Origin of the sequence: Bacillus sp. NPDC094106 (genome assembly GCF_044764345.1) — a bacterium.
In the GTDB taxonomy this organism is placed as follows: Bacteria; Bacillota; Bacilli; order Bacillales; family Bacillaceae_G; genus Bacillus_A.
This window is the reverse complement of the sequence record NZ_JBIWHY010000016.1, coordinates 25448-43141: the sequence shown is the minus strand read 5'-3', so window position 1 is coordinate 43141 and position 17694 is coordinate 25448. Positions and strand designations below refer to the sequence as shown.

Below are 17694 nucleotides of genomic sequence, written 5' to 3'. Positions count from 1 at the left end.
ACAAACCTCCTCACTTATAGAGGAAGCCATCTTTCCAAAATCCACATGAAGCGGTAACTATTTCTACAAAGTAATCCGCTTCGAATATTCAGTTGTATGACTGCCTCTAATGTCGATTCTATATCCGACTCTCCTATACTCGGATTACTCATAAAACAGTTCCACCTCACCTTTTTTTAAAATCCTTTCTCATTATATGTTATCTTGTCTCTTCTGACTATGTAATTATTGAAAACTATACTTTCATTATCTTACATTCCATATAGAGAAAATGCATTTAAACAACGGTTTATAAATTTACCCTAAATTATATATTTCCATCATACTTTACGTTCTCTTGTTGTTTAATAAATGAAACATACGTTGATGGTGATCTGTTATTAGTCTATTTAACGTTTCTACATGATTGTGGTTTAGATGCTTCCCTAATTTCCAAGGTACTTTTTCTTTATGTTGTTGATTTTCTGTAAAATCTCCGCTCATTATTTACTCTCCTTTATACTTAAAATGGACAAATATTTACAAGGCATTCATATCATTCCTTTTTATAAGTTATTACATTCTCATTCGAGATATTATTTGAAATATAGTTTGAATGCCAGTTGAAATGAGAGATGCATTTATATTTCTTGCATCTATTTTGATGATATTTTCTTTATAAAAATTTGATAAATAATTTTCATCAATAGGCTTCATTAGCACATGTTCAACATGTAAACGTTGAATCAATTCGGTTGCATTAATATTTTGAGGTAAAGCAAGATGTAACTTTGTATCAGGAGAAATTGGTCGTTTATAGTCAATGCTAATTTCACAATGTTTGAGTTGTCTTTTAATTTCTTGATGTAATAGTATCGATTTTTTCGCATATTTTTTTGCAAGCAGCTTACTGTGCGTATGAAACATACCACTTTTCAAGTAAAGTTCCAATGCACCTTGTGTAATAAGGCTTGTATCATAATCAATTACTCGTTTTAGTGTTAAAAAATTATTGAGAATATCTTCAGGAAGTACGGTTACTCCAATTCTTAATCCTGGAAAAATAATTTTGGAAAAGCTCTTTAGATAAATAACTCGATCACATAAATCATAAGCAAATAAAGGATCTGCTTTTGTATCAAGGTCAAAGTCAGCTAAATAATCATCTTCCACAATGTAAACATTATATTTTTTTGCCAAAGATAAAATGTTTAGTTTTTCCTTTTTACTATATGAGGTCCCAAGGGGATTATGGAACCTAGGCATCGTGTAGAAAAATTTAATATGATGATTCGAAAAAATGTTTTCTAACTGATTGAAATCAATACCGTTTGCATCGCGCTTAATACCTATACACTTTACACCTGTAGTTTCAATTAATCTATTAAAAAGATGATATGTTGGCTGTTCAATTAGAATGGTATCCCCTTCATTTGGAAAATGAATTTGAGTCAATATATAGAGCGCTTGTTGTGTACCTGTTGTAATCACAATATTTCCATGCTTTGCAAACACTTGGTATTGTCCAAGTAGTTTTTGTATTTCCTGAATTAATGAAGGTAGCCCATTCACTGTCGTACCATAAGAAAAAAGCCCACCTTGTTGAATCTCAATAGCTTGGTTTAAACAATGTTGAAACTCTGTATACGGAAACATTGTCTTTTCCGGTGTAGCGGTAGCAAAATCAATCATCGTTGTTTTTTTAATGTTTTTATAATGAGATGTAGACAATACGTAAAAACCACTTTTAGGAATCGAAAAAATTCTATGTTGATATTTTAATTCATTTAATGCCTTTAATACTGTTTCTGAACTACAAAAGTATCGATTTTTCAACTCACGTATAGAAGGTATTTTAGATCCTTCCGTTAATACGCCTCGTTCCATTGCTTGAATTAAATCAGCCATAATTTGTTGATATTTCAGCATTTATATACCCCTTTACCGGTACAGTTTAGATTTATTGTCATTGTATAGGATAATAGGACGCCCTACAATGAAGTTGTTTAAAGCATAGAAGAAAGAAGGGGTTAATTTGAAAGTTTTCGTTACAGGTGCAACAGGCGTTATTGGAGTGAATCTCATACCAGCCTTAATTAAAAAAGGACATATAGTTGGTGGAATGACAACAAACAACAGAAAAGTTGAATTGTTACAGTCATTAGGTGCAACAGCTTACGTTGGAAATGTATTAAAAAAAGAACAAGTACAAGCCATTTTACAAGACTTCCAACCAGATATTGTTATACATCAAGTAACAGCACTTAGTAATGGAAGTGTATTAGACAATGCCAAAGTACGCACAATTGGAACGCGCCATATAATTGATGTAGTAAAAAAACTTGATGTAAAACGAATGATTGCCCAGAGTATTGCCTGGGCATATGAACCAGGTGAAACAATCGCAACCGAAGAGGACTCTTTAGATATTCAAGCGATGGGCAAAAGAAAAATTACAATTGATGGTATTGTAGCATTGGAAAATGCTGTGCAAGAAATTCCAAATTCCATTATTTTAAGATATGGTTCACTGTATGGACCAGGAACTTGGTATGATAAAAACGGCATGATTGCAAAACAATGCATAAACAGTGAAATGGCTGTAAATGATGGCATAACATCGTTTATTCATGTGAAAGATGCAGTAAATGCTACAATTCAAGCAATAGGTTGGGCAAACGGGACCTATAACATTGTCGATGACGAACCAGTAAAAAGCGCTGTTTGGGGATCGTATTATGCAGAGCAGCTGCATACACCAAGTCCAAATTATATATATGGAAAAATGCCATGGGAAAGAGGAGCATCGAATCAAAAAGCAAAAAAGGAAGGATGGAAATTATTGTATCCTACTTGGAGAAATGGATTTTTGACTAAGTGATGAAAACATACATGCAGGCTAGAAAACTTCAAACTCAGTGGTACCAAAACATTCTCCTACTCTTGTTTTCAGTAACAGGGATACTGATTATTTTTCATTTAAATAAACAAAAGAGATTCCTGGTGGAGTCTCTTTTGTTGTAATCACCATACATTACATTAATGATGTAATTACTAATTTACATATCCCTCGAAATAATATTTATCATGATACATTACGTCTATCTTTTTTCAAGCGAAAATATAGAAGAACCAAACACGCAATAACCAGTGATAGAAGCAAAAGAACAAACCCATAACGGTGAACATAATGCCCTACCTGACGCCACTTTTCTCCTAACTCAAATCCTAGCTTGATAAAAGTGAAACTCCATAATAATGCTCCTGAATACGCATAAAAGCAAAATGTCGAAAATCGATAACCAGAAATCCCAGCTAAATAAGCAGTAACATGTCGAACTCCTGGAATAAAATAGCCAATAAACAATAAGGCAGGACCAATTTTCTGAAACAAAATCCGTGTCCGATTTATTTTATTTTCTGTAATATGTATTTTCGGACCAAATTTCTTTAAGAACGGAATTCCAAGTTTTACTCCTAACAAGTAACTAATCGTAATACCAATTGACGAACCGATACACGCAGTTAATAATGCAAGGAAAAAATTCATTTCCCCTTTATGTACATAGTACCCTACAAACGTTAATATTGTTTCATCAGGTATTGGTAACCCAATAATCCCACCAACTAAAGCAACAATAATTCCGAAATACCCAAAATGCGAAATGAGATAATGTAATTGTTGTTCTATTTGTAATCACCATCCAGCCATACCAATTGCGAATTAATATCTCAATCATTGAGACACCTTTGTAAACAAAAAATTATACATCTCCTAGTATTGTTCCAACAAATCCTATTAAAATTCCAACCGTATACTTCTAAATATAAAGTGAAACTTTAATCAGTGAGGGATTCTTCATCCCCCACTGATTATTAGCCTTCATCAATCGGGCTTTTACGAGATAAACCGAGGATAAATGTGCATCTTTTCACAAGAAAAATAGCTCCTGCATTTCTCCTTCTATAAGAATGTTATTGGTATGAACAATTTTACTACATTCTATTTCAAAGTGGTATTCTAAGTGGAGAGAACTAACTTAACACTTTACTACATTTTCTAAAATACAGTATACAGCTTTTCTCTCATTAATCCAATCACAATGATTACTTATTTACTTCACTACACCTCACTTGTTACCCTCTTTCTTCTCCTGCTTACTCGAAACTTCCCTTCATAAAACACCAAACTAACCAAACCACAAATCAAAATTATTGGTGCACTCACCTTATATAAATCTGTAAAACTCATCGCCATCTTGTTTTCTGCATAGTGACTAACATCACTTGCGAATGCAAGAATCTCTTCCCCTACTTTCTTTTCTTTTTCTTCAATTGCTTTTGTTACTTGCCTTGTAATTTCTTCTCTTTTTACTTCTCTATATTCTATTGGAACGCTGCTTAAAGCTTCATTCACTTTTTCATGAATTAACTTATCTTTTTGTTCCTTGCTCAGACCAAAATTATCTTCACTTTGTTTCTTTTCCGCATTTGATTCAAAGTTTTTATTTTGTATATTTTCTTTTGTTATTTGTAATATTCTAGCTTGCTCATCCTGATCTACGTGGATATTACGAACTTTTTCTTCGGCATAGCGATAAACTTTCTCTTTATTTATCGATAGATTATGAGTTAAAGTTGACACAAATATAGCCACAGCTAATACAATCCCTACTTGTCTTAGCATCGATACGACGCTTTGAGAAGCAGTTAGTAATTCTCCTTCAAATGAAGAAGCACTTAAAATTGTAATAGGCCCTACAACTAAACCATACCCAACACCTAATATCATACAAGGAACAATAATATCCTTACTCGCCGAATCTACCCCTATCAGTTGTAACCAATAATACGCTACACTCATCACGATAAATCCCGATAAAATAATAAAGGTTTTCCCAAACTTCTTAATCAGCATTCCAGATAACGGAGAAACAACAAATATCATCGCTGAAATAGGTGTAACTAAAAAAGCGGCTTCAACTTCTGTTCGATGCTGCATTTTTGTAAGAAAAGTTGGAAGTAATACAGTTACTCCAATTAAGAATAGATTACTTAATATAACAACAATAGAAGCTCCAACAAAGGTCCGATCTTTAAAGAGTTGTAAATTCACCATCGGCGCTGCAACTTTTCTTTCTACTAAAATAAATAATAGGAAGGAAATAATGCTAGTCATATAGCAAACCCATGCTAAACCGCTTAGCCATCCCCATGTATTCCCCTTTACTAATACGAGGGTGAAAAAGAAAATCGCTGAACTACTTAGCACCAACCCGATCCAATCAATTTTGGATACGACACGTTCTTCATTTTTTATTTGTAGCATAATAAAGCATAAAACAATCCCAACGACACAAATCGGAATATTGACGAAGAATACCCATCTCCATCCTAAATTTTGTGTAATAAGCCCCCCTATTACAGGGCCAATTGCAGCTGATAAGCCTTGTGTTATCCCTAAAATGCTAAGTGCAATATGTCTCTTAGCTAATGGAACTGCTGATACTCCAATTACCATACTAGTCGGAAATAAAATCGCAGCACCTATACTTTGTATAAATCGAGAAAATATTAAAAAATCTCCTGTATTCGCAAATGCACAAAGCACCGAGCCGCCTCCAAAAACGATTAAACCAATGATATACATTTTCGCCTTACCAAAAATATCTGCAATACGTCCTAATGGAATCGCAAGTACCGCAATCGTCATTGTATACACATTTAATATCCATGACATTTTTTCTAATGATGTATTTATACTAGATTGTATGGCCGGTAAAGCAATGTTCATAATGGTGGTATCAATCATACAAAGAAAGATACCTAAACACATTAAAAATACTATCTTGATACCCCTTGATTGCTCCATGTCAATCTCCCCCTTTTATTTAACTTGAACGTTTCTTTTTACTCTTTCGTTTTATCAGTCTCTTCTTTATGTGTAAGCTGAGCTAATTTCTCCTTTAATGTTTCTACTTGTGCGGTATAGGATGCGATCCCCACATCTAACGAAATCTCTTCTGCAAATGTTATACCCGCTTTCCACTTCTCATATTTCAAGCGAAGATCGGCGATATACGTTTCTTTTCTTTCAATTTCTTCTTCAATCCACTTTTTCATCGTATTTGTATCGCTATAGTCCCCAAAATACATGCGCATTAGAAAGTCAGAGCGTAGAACATCCTTCTCTACATCAGTCTTCATATATTGATAAAACTCTTCTCTTCCTTCGTCCGTTATGAAGTACATTTTTTTATTTGGCTTTCCTTCTTGCATTACAACCTCTTTTTTTATTTTCCCTTCTTTCTCTAATTGTCTTAACGTTGGATAGATCATCCCAAAACTCCCATCAAAAAAATAAGTAAATACATCTTCAAAGACAATTTTTATGTCATAACCAGACAACTCTTTTTCCATTAATAACCCTAAAACAACATCTCTTCCTTTCAATATAAACACCCCACACGAGTTATATAATCAATAATTATATTAACAATGTTAATATAATTATTGATTATATAACTTATTCGTTTATTTGTAAAATGTAGCCAACAAATAGCACACGCATTTATAAAAAAAGCTAATCCTCCTACAAAACAAGAAAGATTAGCTTTATAACTTATATATTTCTGCCCCTGTCTCAATCTTGAAGCATTTTCGCATAAAAAAAGGCTCCAGAACTGGAGCACACAAGTAATACAACAAATAAAAACACAAATACAAATACAAATACAAATAACACTCTTAATTACAATATACAGATATTAAACTTAAATATCAACAAATATGTAAAATTACATATAATTTTCCTTTATAATGTTAAATTAATTCATAAAAAATTCTATTGTTTTCTGCCAAGAATCTGATTGACCATAAGAGTTTCCTTGTAATGTACCACCACAAGTGAAAACTCCTAAACCCATTTTTACGTTCAATGTTTCACTTAAAGGTACAACATACGGTATTGGTAATGAGTGACCTAAATCTTTATACTCTAAAAGATTGTAGTCATATTTATAATTGCGTTTTGCCAAAGTATCCATCACTTCAACACATGCATCATAAGTATTCCACACGTTATCTTCCTGGCCTGCAATTAATAGTAAGTCTGCATGTGCATTCTCTATTTTTATTCGTGCATCTTCTTTATTTTTTGCTATTTCTACACTCTTTTTATATGTAGTAGTAAATCCAAAAGGTGTATTCTTTTCTAAGCAACTACGCTGATGCTCATAAAAAATGTCATTATCAACTGGTATAAATGGCAATGATTTTCCTTCATATGACCATGATGAAACGTTTTTTCCGCTCATAAGGCCATCTAACGCTTGGAAACAATACGCATGAGGTGCAGAAACTGCTACTTTAGAAATGACGTTGTATCTTGAAGCCAGAAGTAACGCCAACTCTCCGCCTTTAGATGTACCATGTACGTATATTTCACTAGCATGTGTTAATGAATTTTTTTTAAGCCAAGAAAACACCTTTTCGAAATATTCAAGAGGAATTTCTTCAAGCTTTTTAGGTAATCCCTCCTCATTAAAGTATCCAACGATTAAAACATTAAAACCTCTAGATGCTAATGGTCCTGACAGAAGAGCAAGACCACTTCGTTCACCATCAGATCCACCCAATACTATAATCGTTTTATTATTCGAGTTTTCAGAGTAAAACAACTCTCCCATAAATTCATCAGTAATCTGTTGTCTTTTTACTTCAGATAACTTAAACATACGCTCTAATCTTACACATTCTCGGTCTTGTCCAGATTCACATACTATATCAATAAATATACTATTTTCTATTGATATATTAAGAGCCATATTCCCTCCCTCACTACTAATCTTTTGTAAAGATGCAATAAGCCCCATACTATCTATATAGTCATAAGTTCCAGAATCAGGTTTATGTTTTGATAAATCAACATTACCGTTTGAATCTGCAGTAAACAAAGCGAATGATTCATACTTTTCACCTACTGCCCACGGAAAATGCATGGATGCGGTTATTTTCAACTTTTCTCCTGGTGTCAACTCTGTAACAGAAATATTAATCCTTTCATCAATAAGCGCAACTTTTGGTTTTATCTGTAATTTCATATCACAAGACCTCCATAATGGTATAAAAATTTTAAGTAGCAATAATGTTATATATTTTAATCTCGACCATTTAAAAATGCTTTCTTCGTAAAACAAAACGATCCAAAGCTCGAGTTTGTGCCTCTTGGAACCCTTCTAGATCTTCAAATTTATAATTTACATCTTCCTCAAAACCAACCTGTTCTTCTTCGTCGCTATTACCATATATTCTTTTTAATAAACTCCATAATGTTTCTAATTCTTCCGTTGTGAAATCATTGAAAATATCCGCCATCAAGCATACTGCTTTCTCACCACATTCTAGCATCACTTTTTTTCCTGATTCTGTGATTGTAACGTTAATAGCACGTTTATCTCGTTTGCTTGGCATCGTAACAAGGTATCCTTTATTCTCCAGATTGACTATCAGCTTTTTTGCACTTTGTTTGCTGGTTTCTAACTTTCTTGCAATATTAATGAGTGTTGTTTCATCCTCTGGCAAGTGGGCTATTGCAAGCATGATCATGTACTGTCGTGATGTTAATTTCTCAAAGTAGTTATCACCTTGTATTTGCAGCTTATTAGTAACGGAAAAAAAAGTAGCGTAAGTCTGCTGCATTAAATATAACTCTCTAAGTACTTTAGAATATTCCATAAATATATCCTCCTCTTATTTTCGTCACCATGTTGACTATAATTACAATAACAACCTCTAATATTTTTGTCAACATGGTTACTATAATTCCAATTGAAATTTTTGGATACTTAATAAACATTTGTTATTCTAGTAGTAATCTTACTTGAAACATAAAAAAAGCGTTCTCTCATATAGAAAAAACCCTTCAGATTTTTTGAAGGGTTTCTTCGTTCACATAGTCTTTGTTAACATAAATAAATATAATTCTTTTTCCTACTCAGTAAACTTTTTCATAAATAAGGCTGTCCACAATCCAGAGACACCAAATACTTTATTCGATTGTTTTATCTCTTTCATTCTACGTATTTCTACTTCAGAAAAATCTCTAAAGATGACTCTAAGTTTTTCATCTGTAAAACCTAATCCACCTTTAAGACTTTGTAGTTTGTATACTTCCCAATCCGTTATGTCTGCCCCACCTAATTCTCCGCCTTGAACAAAACAAGTGATTGCAAAATAACCACCTGGTTTTAAAGCCTTTTTCACCAAATTTATATAACTCATTCTTCTGTGTGGAGCAATATGATGAAAGCATCCTGAATCATACACAATATCGTATGTACCCTCTTCAATTTGTAAATCAAAGATATTACTACAAATAAAATGTATATTTACATTTTTTTCTTTTGCTCGTTCTGTTGCCCATTGAATGGATTCCTGTGATAAATCTACTGCATCAACTAAGCATCCTTTTTCAGCAAAGTAAATTGCATTCCTTCCCGGACCACATCCAAGTTCAAGAACTTTTCCTGAATTAAGTAATTTTTTCTCGAAATAATTAACTAAGTTCTCATCTGGTTTATTGCTAAAAAAGGGAATTCCTTTTTCACGATTAGAATAAAAATTATCCCAAAATTGAGTTGGTTCACGCAATAATGAGTCTAGCATATTCAATAAATCTTCATAACTACTAATTGTTTCTTTCACAATAACCCCCACTTTCCAATTAAATCTTACATTCTAATTGTACTAACAATTAGAATGATTCGTGTTTCATCAGGGTTAAAAACACTTTAAATTCAAATAATTCAAAACTATCTAGTATGCCTATTTATGCTAGTTTAACATGCATAAAGGTACCTATTTTTCCTTTTATATTGCTTTGAAAGTATTTACCTTACTCTTTCTCAAAATCCAACCAAACAAGTGGAAATACCCTCAGAATTAGAATTCGATTTCATTTTTTCAGAATTATCGTTACAATCGTTGCGATAATATTACAAATGGATTAGCTATACATTCCCATTAAATAAAAATGTTTCTTTGGTAATTTACATAAATTCCATTACCAGTAGTAAGAAATAAGCACATTCCTTATTGAAATAGCACCAATTTGTGGCTTCTTTTTATATACCTTACTTACTAATTTTTTGTTTTTTTAAATATTTCTTGTTTCTGATTAATTTTGTCACAACAACAGTGTACGATGCATAGTATAAAACAAATACTGTATGACATATAGTAATAAAGATGAGGTGGGTGAATGAGTAATTTATTGAATTCATTAACGACAGAGCTTAGGAGAGGAACGTTGACATTAGCGGTTTTAAGTCAATTACAAACCCCGCAGTATGGATATTCACTTGTTCAGTTATTGGAGGGATCAGGTATTTCCATAGATCAAAGTACCTTATATCCATTACTTCGCCGATTGGAGAAACAGGAATTGGTGTCGAGTAGTTGGGATACATCTGAGAGTAGACCCCGTAAGTACTATGTTTTAAGTGAATATGGGGTAGAGATATTTTTGCAGTTAAAAAAGGAATGGCTAAAGAATTCGAAAGAGCTTTATAACTTATTAAAGGGGGAGGAAGATGATGAATCTAATTGAGATTTATATTCAGGAAGTTACTCGGAGACTGCCTGAAAAAAATCGTGAAGATATTACACTTGAGTTACGGTCAACCATAGAGGATATGCTGCCTGATGATTACAGCGAAGAAGATGTAAAGGCGGTTCTTAAAAAATTAGGGAGTCCAGTCATATTGGCTAGTGGTTATCGAGATCGGCCAATGCACTTAATTGGTCCACGCTATTTTGATGTATATGTGACGCTACTAAAAATGATTTTACCGATTGCCGCTGTCATTTCGTTAATCTCGGTGATTGCCGTATATTTTATTGGATATAGTGGAGAACAAGCGGTTCTAAATATTGTTTTGAATCTTATAGGCAAAGGAATCGGGAGCATCATTGAAGTAGGGATCCACGTATTCTTTTGGCTAACACTTGTGTTTGCTATTTTAGAAAGAACAGATAAAGGAAGAGATGAGCAGCCATTAACAGCAAGCTTTAAAAAATGGACTCCTGATGATTTGAAAAATATCCCTCATGTCCCTAAGAAAAAAGCGATTTTAAAAGGCGAAGTATTTGGAAGTTTAATGTGGACTGCAATTTGGTCAACTCTTTATTTTTATGCGAATCATCTTGTAGGTGTATATGAACGCGGCAGAGACGGACTTAAATTCGTGACCCCAACTTTTAATCAGGAAGTTTTACTTGGATATTGGCCAATCGTTCTTGTTGTAATTGGTTGCGAAATAGCATTAGCTCTTTATAAATTAATAAAGGAACAATGGACAAAAGGAATAGCAATTTGTAATACTGCACTCCTGCTTATCGCAGCCATTGTATTCATTGTTATAGTAATAAATCCAAATGTGATGACCCCAGATTTTATTACGTATATGGCTGATTTATTTACCATAACAGCTAATCAATTTGAAAGATGGATAGTTGGCGGTGGAATTTTCATCTTTATTTTATCTGCAGCAATCGGTATATTTGACGGTTTCCGCAAAGCTAGCATTCGTTAATCCGTATTTGTTCATTAATTTAACAGGTGCTTTTCTTGAATAAGCAACAATAGTTTATTCATTTCACTAAGTCTATTAAAATACCAAAAACCCCTGATTTTGATCGAAATCAGGGGTTTTTGATATTTTAATGATTATAGTTTATTTTGAAAACACTACACTACATTTAAAAATCAAGCCGATACTAAAAGAATTAGTGTCGTTTTTTCCAATTGCAAAATGCTCATCCCAGTTATTCAACATATAGTTATCAAAATCTTTTTCACAAATAACCAATGCATATTCCCCTAAAAATAGCACATACTAACAACAAATTTCCAACGAATGGGAGATATATATGAAACAAAAAATAATTTTCTTATTCACTCTTATCTGTTTAGCACTCCCTCTACAAGCTAGTGCCTATACATTCCAAGAGCTTCCCGTTGCTTCAAAGTCTAAACAGTGGTATATCGAAATCGATAAATCTCACAGCACAAATCCAAATGCTTTACAACCGAAACAAGGCGTCTTTGATACATACAGTTTATTTGTAAAAAATATTGGTAAAGATGTATCGAACGTGTCCGTTGAGGTACTTCATAATAACCCAACATCGCAAGCGATATTTAAACCTTCCAGTAACTCAGATATGAATATTTCAAAAAGCCATACAAGTTTTGAACATATGATTTTCCCTCTATACACCAATGCCAATACATTTGAAGTCGTCATTACTTGGGAAGAGAAAGAATTTAGTTATAACGGGCATCCAGAGAATGAAGGAAAAAAAATGAAGCAAACATTTGTATTCCATGAAATGTAGAAAAGGTGTTTTCCCACACGGAAAACACCTTTTCTTCGTTTTATAACATTACATGCTTAAATTGCTTTTTAATGTCCAATATTTTTCTGGATTGTCTTTCATAGAGAACTCTACCCATCCATTTGGATCTTCCCGATGAACAGTTACTGTTGATCCATTCTCTAATGTTCCAATTTCATTTTGTGTAACGTTCGGTACACTCTTAATTTGCAAGTCGTACGGATATGGTACCTGATAATACTTTCCTGCCGATTGAACAGTTACTTCTTTATTCCCTAGATCGTTATATGGAATTTCATTTCCTAACGCATCAACATCTAATGTATTAGGGTTTTTTGGTAATTTATTTGCATTTTGATAATCATTTCTGTTAAACGGTTTAATTCGTTCCATAAGACCGGCGATTTTTCCAGACCATTCTGGATCAGATGCGTACTTCACATTCATCCCAACTAATGTTGGCCCATAAAAATACATTCCATCTTTCTCTAAATAGCGTTCTCTTACATAGTTGGCATTATATGAGATACTATCACGATATGTTGGCAAATATTTCGCATGATAGAACGGATCTCGATCATATGCACGTAATCCAAATAAATTATGTTTACGATACGAGATTTCAGATCTTCCATAACCAGATTCTAAAATTGCATGTGCTGCTAAGTAAAGAGCATTTACACCATGTTCATTTTGAGCTGCAATAAAGTCTTGTCCATGGCCAATCAGCGGGCTATCAGAACGAGATTTCTTAATAAAATTATCAATCTCTTGCGCTGTAACATTAGAAGCCAATGTTAAATCTAAGTTCACATAAGATTCAGCATTAAATAAAAATTGTGCATATTCTTCGCGTGTTACAATTCCAGACGGGTTAAATGCACCTTTTCCATCTCCATTTGCAATACCATTAGACTGTAGAGCACTAATCGCATCTTGTGCCCATGACCATGCTTTTGGATCTACATCATTAAATGTATGGTTAGCCTTTACTGCTAATTTATTGGCTCTTTGTAAAATCACTGCCATCTCAGCACGAGTTAAAGAGGCCTTTGGTCTAAAGTTTCCCTTTTCATCCCCTGAAAAGATTCCCATCTCTGTTAAAGCTAGAATCTCATTTGGAAACATCGTTGTACTCGCACTAACATCATGATATGGATTTTTATATCCTTCTTTAGCTTCTAACTTAAGTGCACGATAAACGAGTGCAGCTACTTGTTCACGTGTTACAGCGTCCCCTAGACCAAATTTGCCGTTGTCATATCCTGCAATCACCTTTTTATTTGTTAAATAAGTGATTGCTTCATATGCCCAATAATCTTTTGGCACATCTGAAAATTCATTTTCAGCCGCAAACGAAGTGGATGGAACCATTACAACTTGCAATGCAATTGTCATTGCTAAAACATTAGAAATTACTTTTTTCATCTTACTTTTAACACGTTATGTACTTGCTCGTCCCGTGTTAACTCGCCTCCTTTTTTCATAAAATATTAACATTTCACCTATTAAACTAACACACTCTCAAATGAAGTAACACTTTCATTCCCTCTAATAAACTGGTGATTTCTTATTAAGAGAAATGATTACAACCTACAAATAACGAGATAAATTAGTCAACGATAAAAGTATACGTTATAAAAATAAACTAATCTAGCCCTATATTTATTTAAAATCAATATAAAACGATATATTTTTCTATTTTGATTAAAAACTATATAACTCTCACACAAAAAGCACATCCTATTAAAAGCTGATGTGCTCAAATATAAAACAGTTATTTTGCTAGTCGATATTTAGATACGTCATAATTTTTCCATTCATAATAATCTAAAATCCCAGCATAAATTGCTTCTGCTGCAACTTGTCTTCCTGATTCAGTAGCTAGCTTTTCATAATCTGCGCTATTATCTAAAAAAGCAAGTTCAGTTAACACTGCTGGCATTTCATTTTCTCTAGTTACATAAAGATCTTTTTCTTGCACCTTGCGATCTCTTGTATGAAGTGCTTCAACTAAACGTTTTTGTATTTTTTCTGCTAACATACGACTTTCTTTTTCACGCTCAGTTAATTCACCTGTTTTTGATTCTTTATAATAAAATGTTTCTGTTCCATATCCATTGTGTTCCTGAGAAGCATTCGCATGAATACTAACAAAAATATCTCCGTCGTGTTCTTTTGCAAATTTCACACGATTTTCAAGATCGCTTTTTTGGTCATCCCCTAATCGGATATCTGTTTCACGTGTTAATAAAGCATTGAATGGCGTATTTTTCTCTAATAATTGTTGTAATCGTTTAGACGTATCTAACACAATATTACTCTCAGATAGCCCTTGAGTATCTTTCCCCGGATCTTTTCCACCATGACCAGGATCAATAATAATTACTTTTCCTTCTAAAGGATCTTGAACCTGAAATGAATCAGCTTTTGCAATAAATTGCGCTGCTTCTGCTCTCGTTACAGTTTTTGTTGGTTCCCAAGTCGTACTTGTAGTACCTTTAGAGATTCCTAAAGCAACTAGAATATTAGCTTTCTCTTTCCCCCAGTGATTGTTTAAGTCTGCGAATTTTGTTTCTACTGTTCCACTTACTTTTGTATCAAATTTGTATGCTCCTACAACCATAGATGCGATTGAAGCACGATCAATTTTACCATCTGGGTCAAAAGTACCGTCTCCTTTACCTTTGATTACACCCGCTTTTTCTACAGCTGCAATGTATTTTGTAGCCCAATGATTTTGAGCATCTTTATAAGTTGGTTTCGCCCCATCTTCAATCTTTAAGTTTAAGACTTTTGCCATCATTGTAGCTGCTTCCCCACGAGTTACTTCTCTGTCAGGAGTGAATGTACCGTCCGGGTTACCTGCGATAGCACCTTTTCCTACTAAATAGTTCACAGACTCTTTAGACCAATGGTTTTCTACGTCTGGGAATGTTTTTGTTTGAGCAAAACTACTAGATGAATAAGATAATAAACTAGCTGCTAGAACACCTGCTGCGATGATTCTATATTTCATAGAATATGTTCCCCTCTCAAGGATAATATTTTTAATAAAATAAGTATAATTTCGAAATTTTTTACAGTCAATCGAAATATGGATTTTTTTGTATTAATTTTGTATTTTTTTGGTATAAAATCTTTCTTGAGCATAACCTTATTTCTAGAAAATTCACACAAATTCCTCATTGAAAAATACAGTTTATTATATTATTAACAAAGGGGATTAATCATTATGTCGACAAAATGGAAAGAAATAGAACATCGAATGTATACTATGTGCATGATTCAAAATGATGACAAAGTCTTGTTAATAAAGCGTCCTGATCATTTAGGATTTCTAGGATATTTAGCCCCTGGCGGAAAGGTAGAATTTCCAGAAAGTATTGTTCAAGCTGCAGCTAGGGAAGTAAAAGAGAAATAAATAGACTTTAATTTTCGGAATTTTAATAAAGTACTTGATTCCTGAAAAATTTTGAATTATTATAAAACAAATGTTATTAACAACTTCATAAATCAAACACTCTCGCCTAAAACGTGAGATAGAGGTTGCAGCACTTATAAGTATTCTAAAGGAGACACAGAGATGTCGATGAGTTTAGAAAAAAGGAAGTGTTGCCGAAATTGATAAATTTCTCTGTATTTATCAATTGGGGCTGTTTTCGAATAGAAACAGAACTGTCATATGTACAGACGTGTATGTATGAAGAGCTATCTACAAAAAAGAGATATCATGCTTATTATGATATTCCTTTTTTGGCGGTTTTTTTATTAGCTCCCTTTTCTGTTTCCCTTTTCCTGTAACAGCACCATCCTCATCTATTTGAGATGGTGTTTTTTTATTTTTCTTTCCGGTAACTACAGTGGTATTGGAAAATTTATACATTAATCTCCTATATATGTTTACACCTTTCCTGATTTATTAACAAAAATGGATGAAAGAAGGAATTTGTAATGGAAACGATTGTTCAAAAATTTGGTGGCACTTCTGTCGGAAGTATACAGCGCATTCAACATGTAGCAGATTTAATTATTGAGGAATATGAACGAGGTCATAGCGTTGTTTCTGTCGTTTCTGCAATGGGCAAAAATACAGATGAACTCGTTGCGCTCGCTAGCGCTATTACTGAAAATCCAAGTAAACGTGAAATGGATATGCTTTTAACAACTGGCGAACAAGTAACGATTTCCCTCTTAACAATTGCGCTACAAACAAAAGGGTACAACGCTATTTCACTAACTGGTTGGCAAGCTGGTATTACAACAGAATCTGTACATAGTAGTGCACGGATCACTGATATTAACACAGAACGTATCCAATCCCATTTACAAGAAGGAACCATTATCATTGTGGCTGGTTTCCAGGGCTTAAGTGAAGAAAAAGAAATTACAACCCTAGGTCGCGGTGGTTCTGATACTACTGCTGTTGCATTAGCAGCTGCGCTGAAAGCAAAAAAATGTGATATTTACACAGATGTAACAGGCGTTTATACGACTGATCCACGCATTGTAAATGACGCTTATAAATTAAATGAAATTTCTTATGATGAAATGTTAGAACTCGCAAATTTAGGTGCTGGTGTCTTACACCCACGTGCTGTTGAATTTGCAAAAAATTATAACGTATTGTTAGAAGTTCGCTCAAGTATGAAACAAGAAAATGGGACAATTGTAAGGGGAGAATGTAACATGGAACAACAATCGGTGGTAAAAGGTATTGCATTTGAAGATAATATTACACGCATCACAATTAAAGGACTCGAACAAGGATCGCTTTCAACTGTTTTTTCTACATTAGCTACTGCTCATATTAATGTTGATATTATTATTCAAAGTATTACAAATGAAGGAACTGTACATCTATCCTTCTCTATTCACTCCAATGATTTAAGAGAAACATTAGAAGTATTAGAACAAAATCAAGAAGCACTTCACTATGAATCTATAGAATACGAAAATCATCTAGCAAAAGTATCTATCGTAGGGTCTGGCATGGTATCTAATCCAGGTGTCGCTGCTAATATGTTCTCTACATTAAAAGAAGGAAATATTCATATTAAAATGGTAAGTACATCTGAAATTAAAGTATCTGTTGTAATCAACCGCTTACACTTAGTAGATGGTGTAGAAGCACTTCACCAATCATTTATGGCTAAAATTGAACCCATGGTACAAATGAATTAATTTCATTCCAAAAATAAGAGCAAGGAGCATCTTCTTTGCTCTTATTTGTTTCTCCAGCAAAATACAATTATGTTACACTATTACATGTGAAATATTTTCCAAATCACTTCTAAACAATACGAAAAACATGTA

General features: G+C 33.4%; 17 protein-coding genes, 1 pseudogene and 1 riboswitch. Of the genes and pseudogenes, 6 read left to right on the top strand and 12 right to left on the bottom strand.

Going from position 1 to position 17694, the window contains the following annotated elements:
* Nucleotides 1-14: 14 nt before the first annotated feature.
* The 3 genes from ACIQ7L_RS21005 to ACIQ7L_RS20995 form a co-directional block, all read right to left on the bottom strand.
* Nucleotides 15-152 (bottom strand): hypothetical protein, encoded by a 138-nt coding sequence (locus tag ACIQ7L_RS21005; protein WP_400571339.1) that lies wholly within the window; start codon nt 150-152, stop codon nt 15-17.
* Between the two features lie 175 nt (nt 153-327).
* Entirely contained in the window at nt 328-483 is a 156-nt protein-coding gene (locus ACIQ7L_RS21000; protein WP_400571338.1) for a hypothetical protein, read from the bottom strand.
* A 72-nt stretch (nt 484-555) separates the two neighbouring features.
* On the bottom strand, nt 556-1908 hold the full coding sequence (locus ACIQ7L_RS20995) for an aminotransferase-like domain-containing protein (protein ID WP_400571337.1): 1353 nt from the start codon (nt 1906-1908) through the stop codon (nt 556-558).
* Between the two features lie 106 nt (nt 1909-2014).
* Here ACIQ7L_RS20995 and ACIQ7L_RS20990 point away from each other — a divergent pair, with 106 nt between their 5' ends.
* A complete protein-coding gene (locus ACIQ7L_RS20990) occupies nt 2015-2860 on the top strand; it encodes an NAD-dependent epimerase/dehydratase family protein (protein WP_400571336.1) in 846 nt (281 codons plus the stop codon).
* A gap of 204 nt (nt 2861-3064) precedes the next feature.
* Here the strand turns inward: ACIQ7L_RS20990 and ACIQ7L_RS20985 are convergent, their stop codons facing one another.
* The 7 genes from ACIQ7L_RS20985 to ACIQ7L_RS20955 form a co-directional block, all read right to left on the bottom strand.
* Nucleotides 3065-3622, bottom strand: a complete 558-nt coding sequence (locus ACIQ7L_RS20985; RefSeq protein WP_400571464.1) for a DedA family protein — start codon at nt 3620-3622, stop codon at nt 3065-3067.
* On the bottom strand, nt 3576-3719 hold the full coding sequence (locus tag ACIQ7L_RS20980) for a hypothetical protein (protein ID WP_400571335.1): 144 nt from the start codon (nt 3717-3719) through the stop codon (nt 3576-3578). Before ACIQ7L_RS20980 ends, ACIQ7L_RS20985 begins: the two co-directional genes overlap by 47 nt.
* Before the next feature lie 383 nt (nt 3720-4102).
* Nucleotides 4103-5851 carry an MFS transporter gene (locus ACIQ7L_RS20975; protein ID WP_400571334.1) on the bottom strand — a complete coding sequence of 583 codons (1749 nt, stop codon included), beginning with the start codon at nt 5849-5851 and terminating at the stop codon, nt 4103-4105.
* 38 nt (nt 5852-5889) lie between these two features.
* Nucleotides 5890-6432, bottom strand: a complete 543-nt coding sequence (locus ACIQ7L_RS20970) for a helix-turn-helix transcriptional regulator (RefSeq protein ID WP_400571333.1) — start codon at nt 6430-6432, stop codon at nt 5890-5892.
* 374 nt (nt 6433-6806) lie between these two features.
* Nucleotides 6807-8081, bottom strand: coding sequence for an acyl-CoA thioester hydrolase/BAAT C-terminal domain-containing protein (locus ACIQ7L_RS20965; protein ID WP_400571332.1), 1275 nt, complete (start codon nt 8079-8081; stop codon nt 6807-6809).
* A gap of 70 nt (nt 8082-8151) precedes the next feature.
* Nucleotides 8152-8715, bottom strand: a complete 564-nt coding sequence (locus ACIQ7L_RS20960; RefSeq protein WP_400571331.1) for a MarR family winged helix-turn-helix transcriptional regulator — start codon at nt 8713-8715, stop codon at nt 8152-8154.
* A gap of 255 nt (nt 8716-8970) precedes the next feature.
* Entirely contained in the window at nt 8971-9684 is a 714-nt protein-coding gene (locus tag ACIQ7L_RS20955) for a class I SAM-dependent methyltransferase (protein WP_400571330.1), read from the bottom strand.
* 556 nt (nt 9685-10240) lie between these two features.
* Here ACIQ7L_RS20955 and ACIQ7L_RS20950 point away from each other — a divergent pair.
* From ACIQ7L_RS20950 to ACIQ7L_RS20940, 3 genes are all read left to right on the top strand, one after another.
* Nucleotides 10241-10588, top strand: a complete 348-nt coding sequence (locus ACIQ7L_RS20950) for a PadR family transcriptional regulator (RefSeq protein ID WP_400571329.1) — start codon at nt 10241-10243, stop codon at nt 10586-10588.
* Entirely contained in the window at nt 10575-11573 is a 999-nt protein-coding gene (locus ACIQ7L_RS20945) for an HAAS signaling domain-containing protein (RefSeq protein WP_400571328.1), read from the top strand. The genes ACIQ7L_RS20950 and ACIQ7L_RS20945 overlap by 14 nt, the downstream gene beginning before the upstream one ends.
* A gap of 337 nt (nt 11574-11910) precedes the next feature.
* The gene (locus ACIQ7L_RS20940; protein WP_400571327.1) at nt 11911-12378 is read left to right on the top strand and encodes a hypothetical protein; all 468 of its coding nucleotides are present in this window, start codon (nt 11911-11913) and stop codon (nt 12376-12378) included.
* Between the two features lie 48 nt (nt 12379-12426).
* Here ACIQ7L_RS20940 and ACIQ7L_RS20935 read toward each other — a convergent pair whose 3' ends face one another.
* Together ACIQ7L_RS20935 and ACIQ7L_RS20930 are read right to left on the bottom strand one after the other, a co-directional pair.
* A complete protein-coding gene (locus tag ACIQ7L_RS20935; RefSeq protein ID WP_400571326.1) occupies nt 12427-13806 on the bottom strand; it encodes an S-layer homology domain-containing protein in 1380 nt (459 codons plus the stop codon).
* Nucleotides 13807-14155: 349 nt separating this feature from the next.
* Nucleotides 14156-15397, bottom strand: coding sequence for an N-acetylmuramoyl-L-alanine amidase (locus ACIQ7L_RS20930; protein WP_400571325.1), 1242 nt, complete (start codon nt 15395-15397; stop codon nt 14156-14158).
* Between the two features lie 216 nt (nt 15398-15613).
* On the opposite strand from ACIQ7L_RS20930, the pseudogene ACIQ7L_RS20925 reads away from it, so the two are divergent.
* Nucleotides 15614-15799: pseudogene (locus tag ACIQ7L_RS20925) on the top strand (NUDIX domain-containing protein); the annotation flags it as partial.
* Between the two features lie 114 nt (nt 15800-15913).
* A riboswitch (Lysine riboswitch) is annotated at nt 15914-16100 on the top strand.
* A gap of 232 nt (nt 16101-16332) precedes the next feature.
* Nucleotides 16333-17562, top strand: a complete 1230-nt coding sequence (locus tag ACIQ7L_RS20920; RefSeq protein ID WP_400571324.1) for an aspartate kinase — start codon at nt 16333-16335, stop codon at nt 17560-17562.
* The last annotated feature ends 132 nt before the right edge of the window (nt 17563-17694 follow it).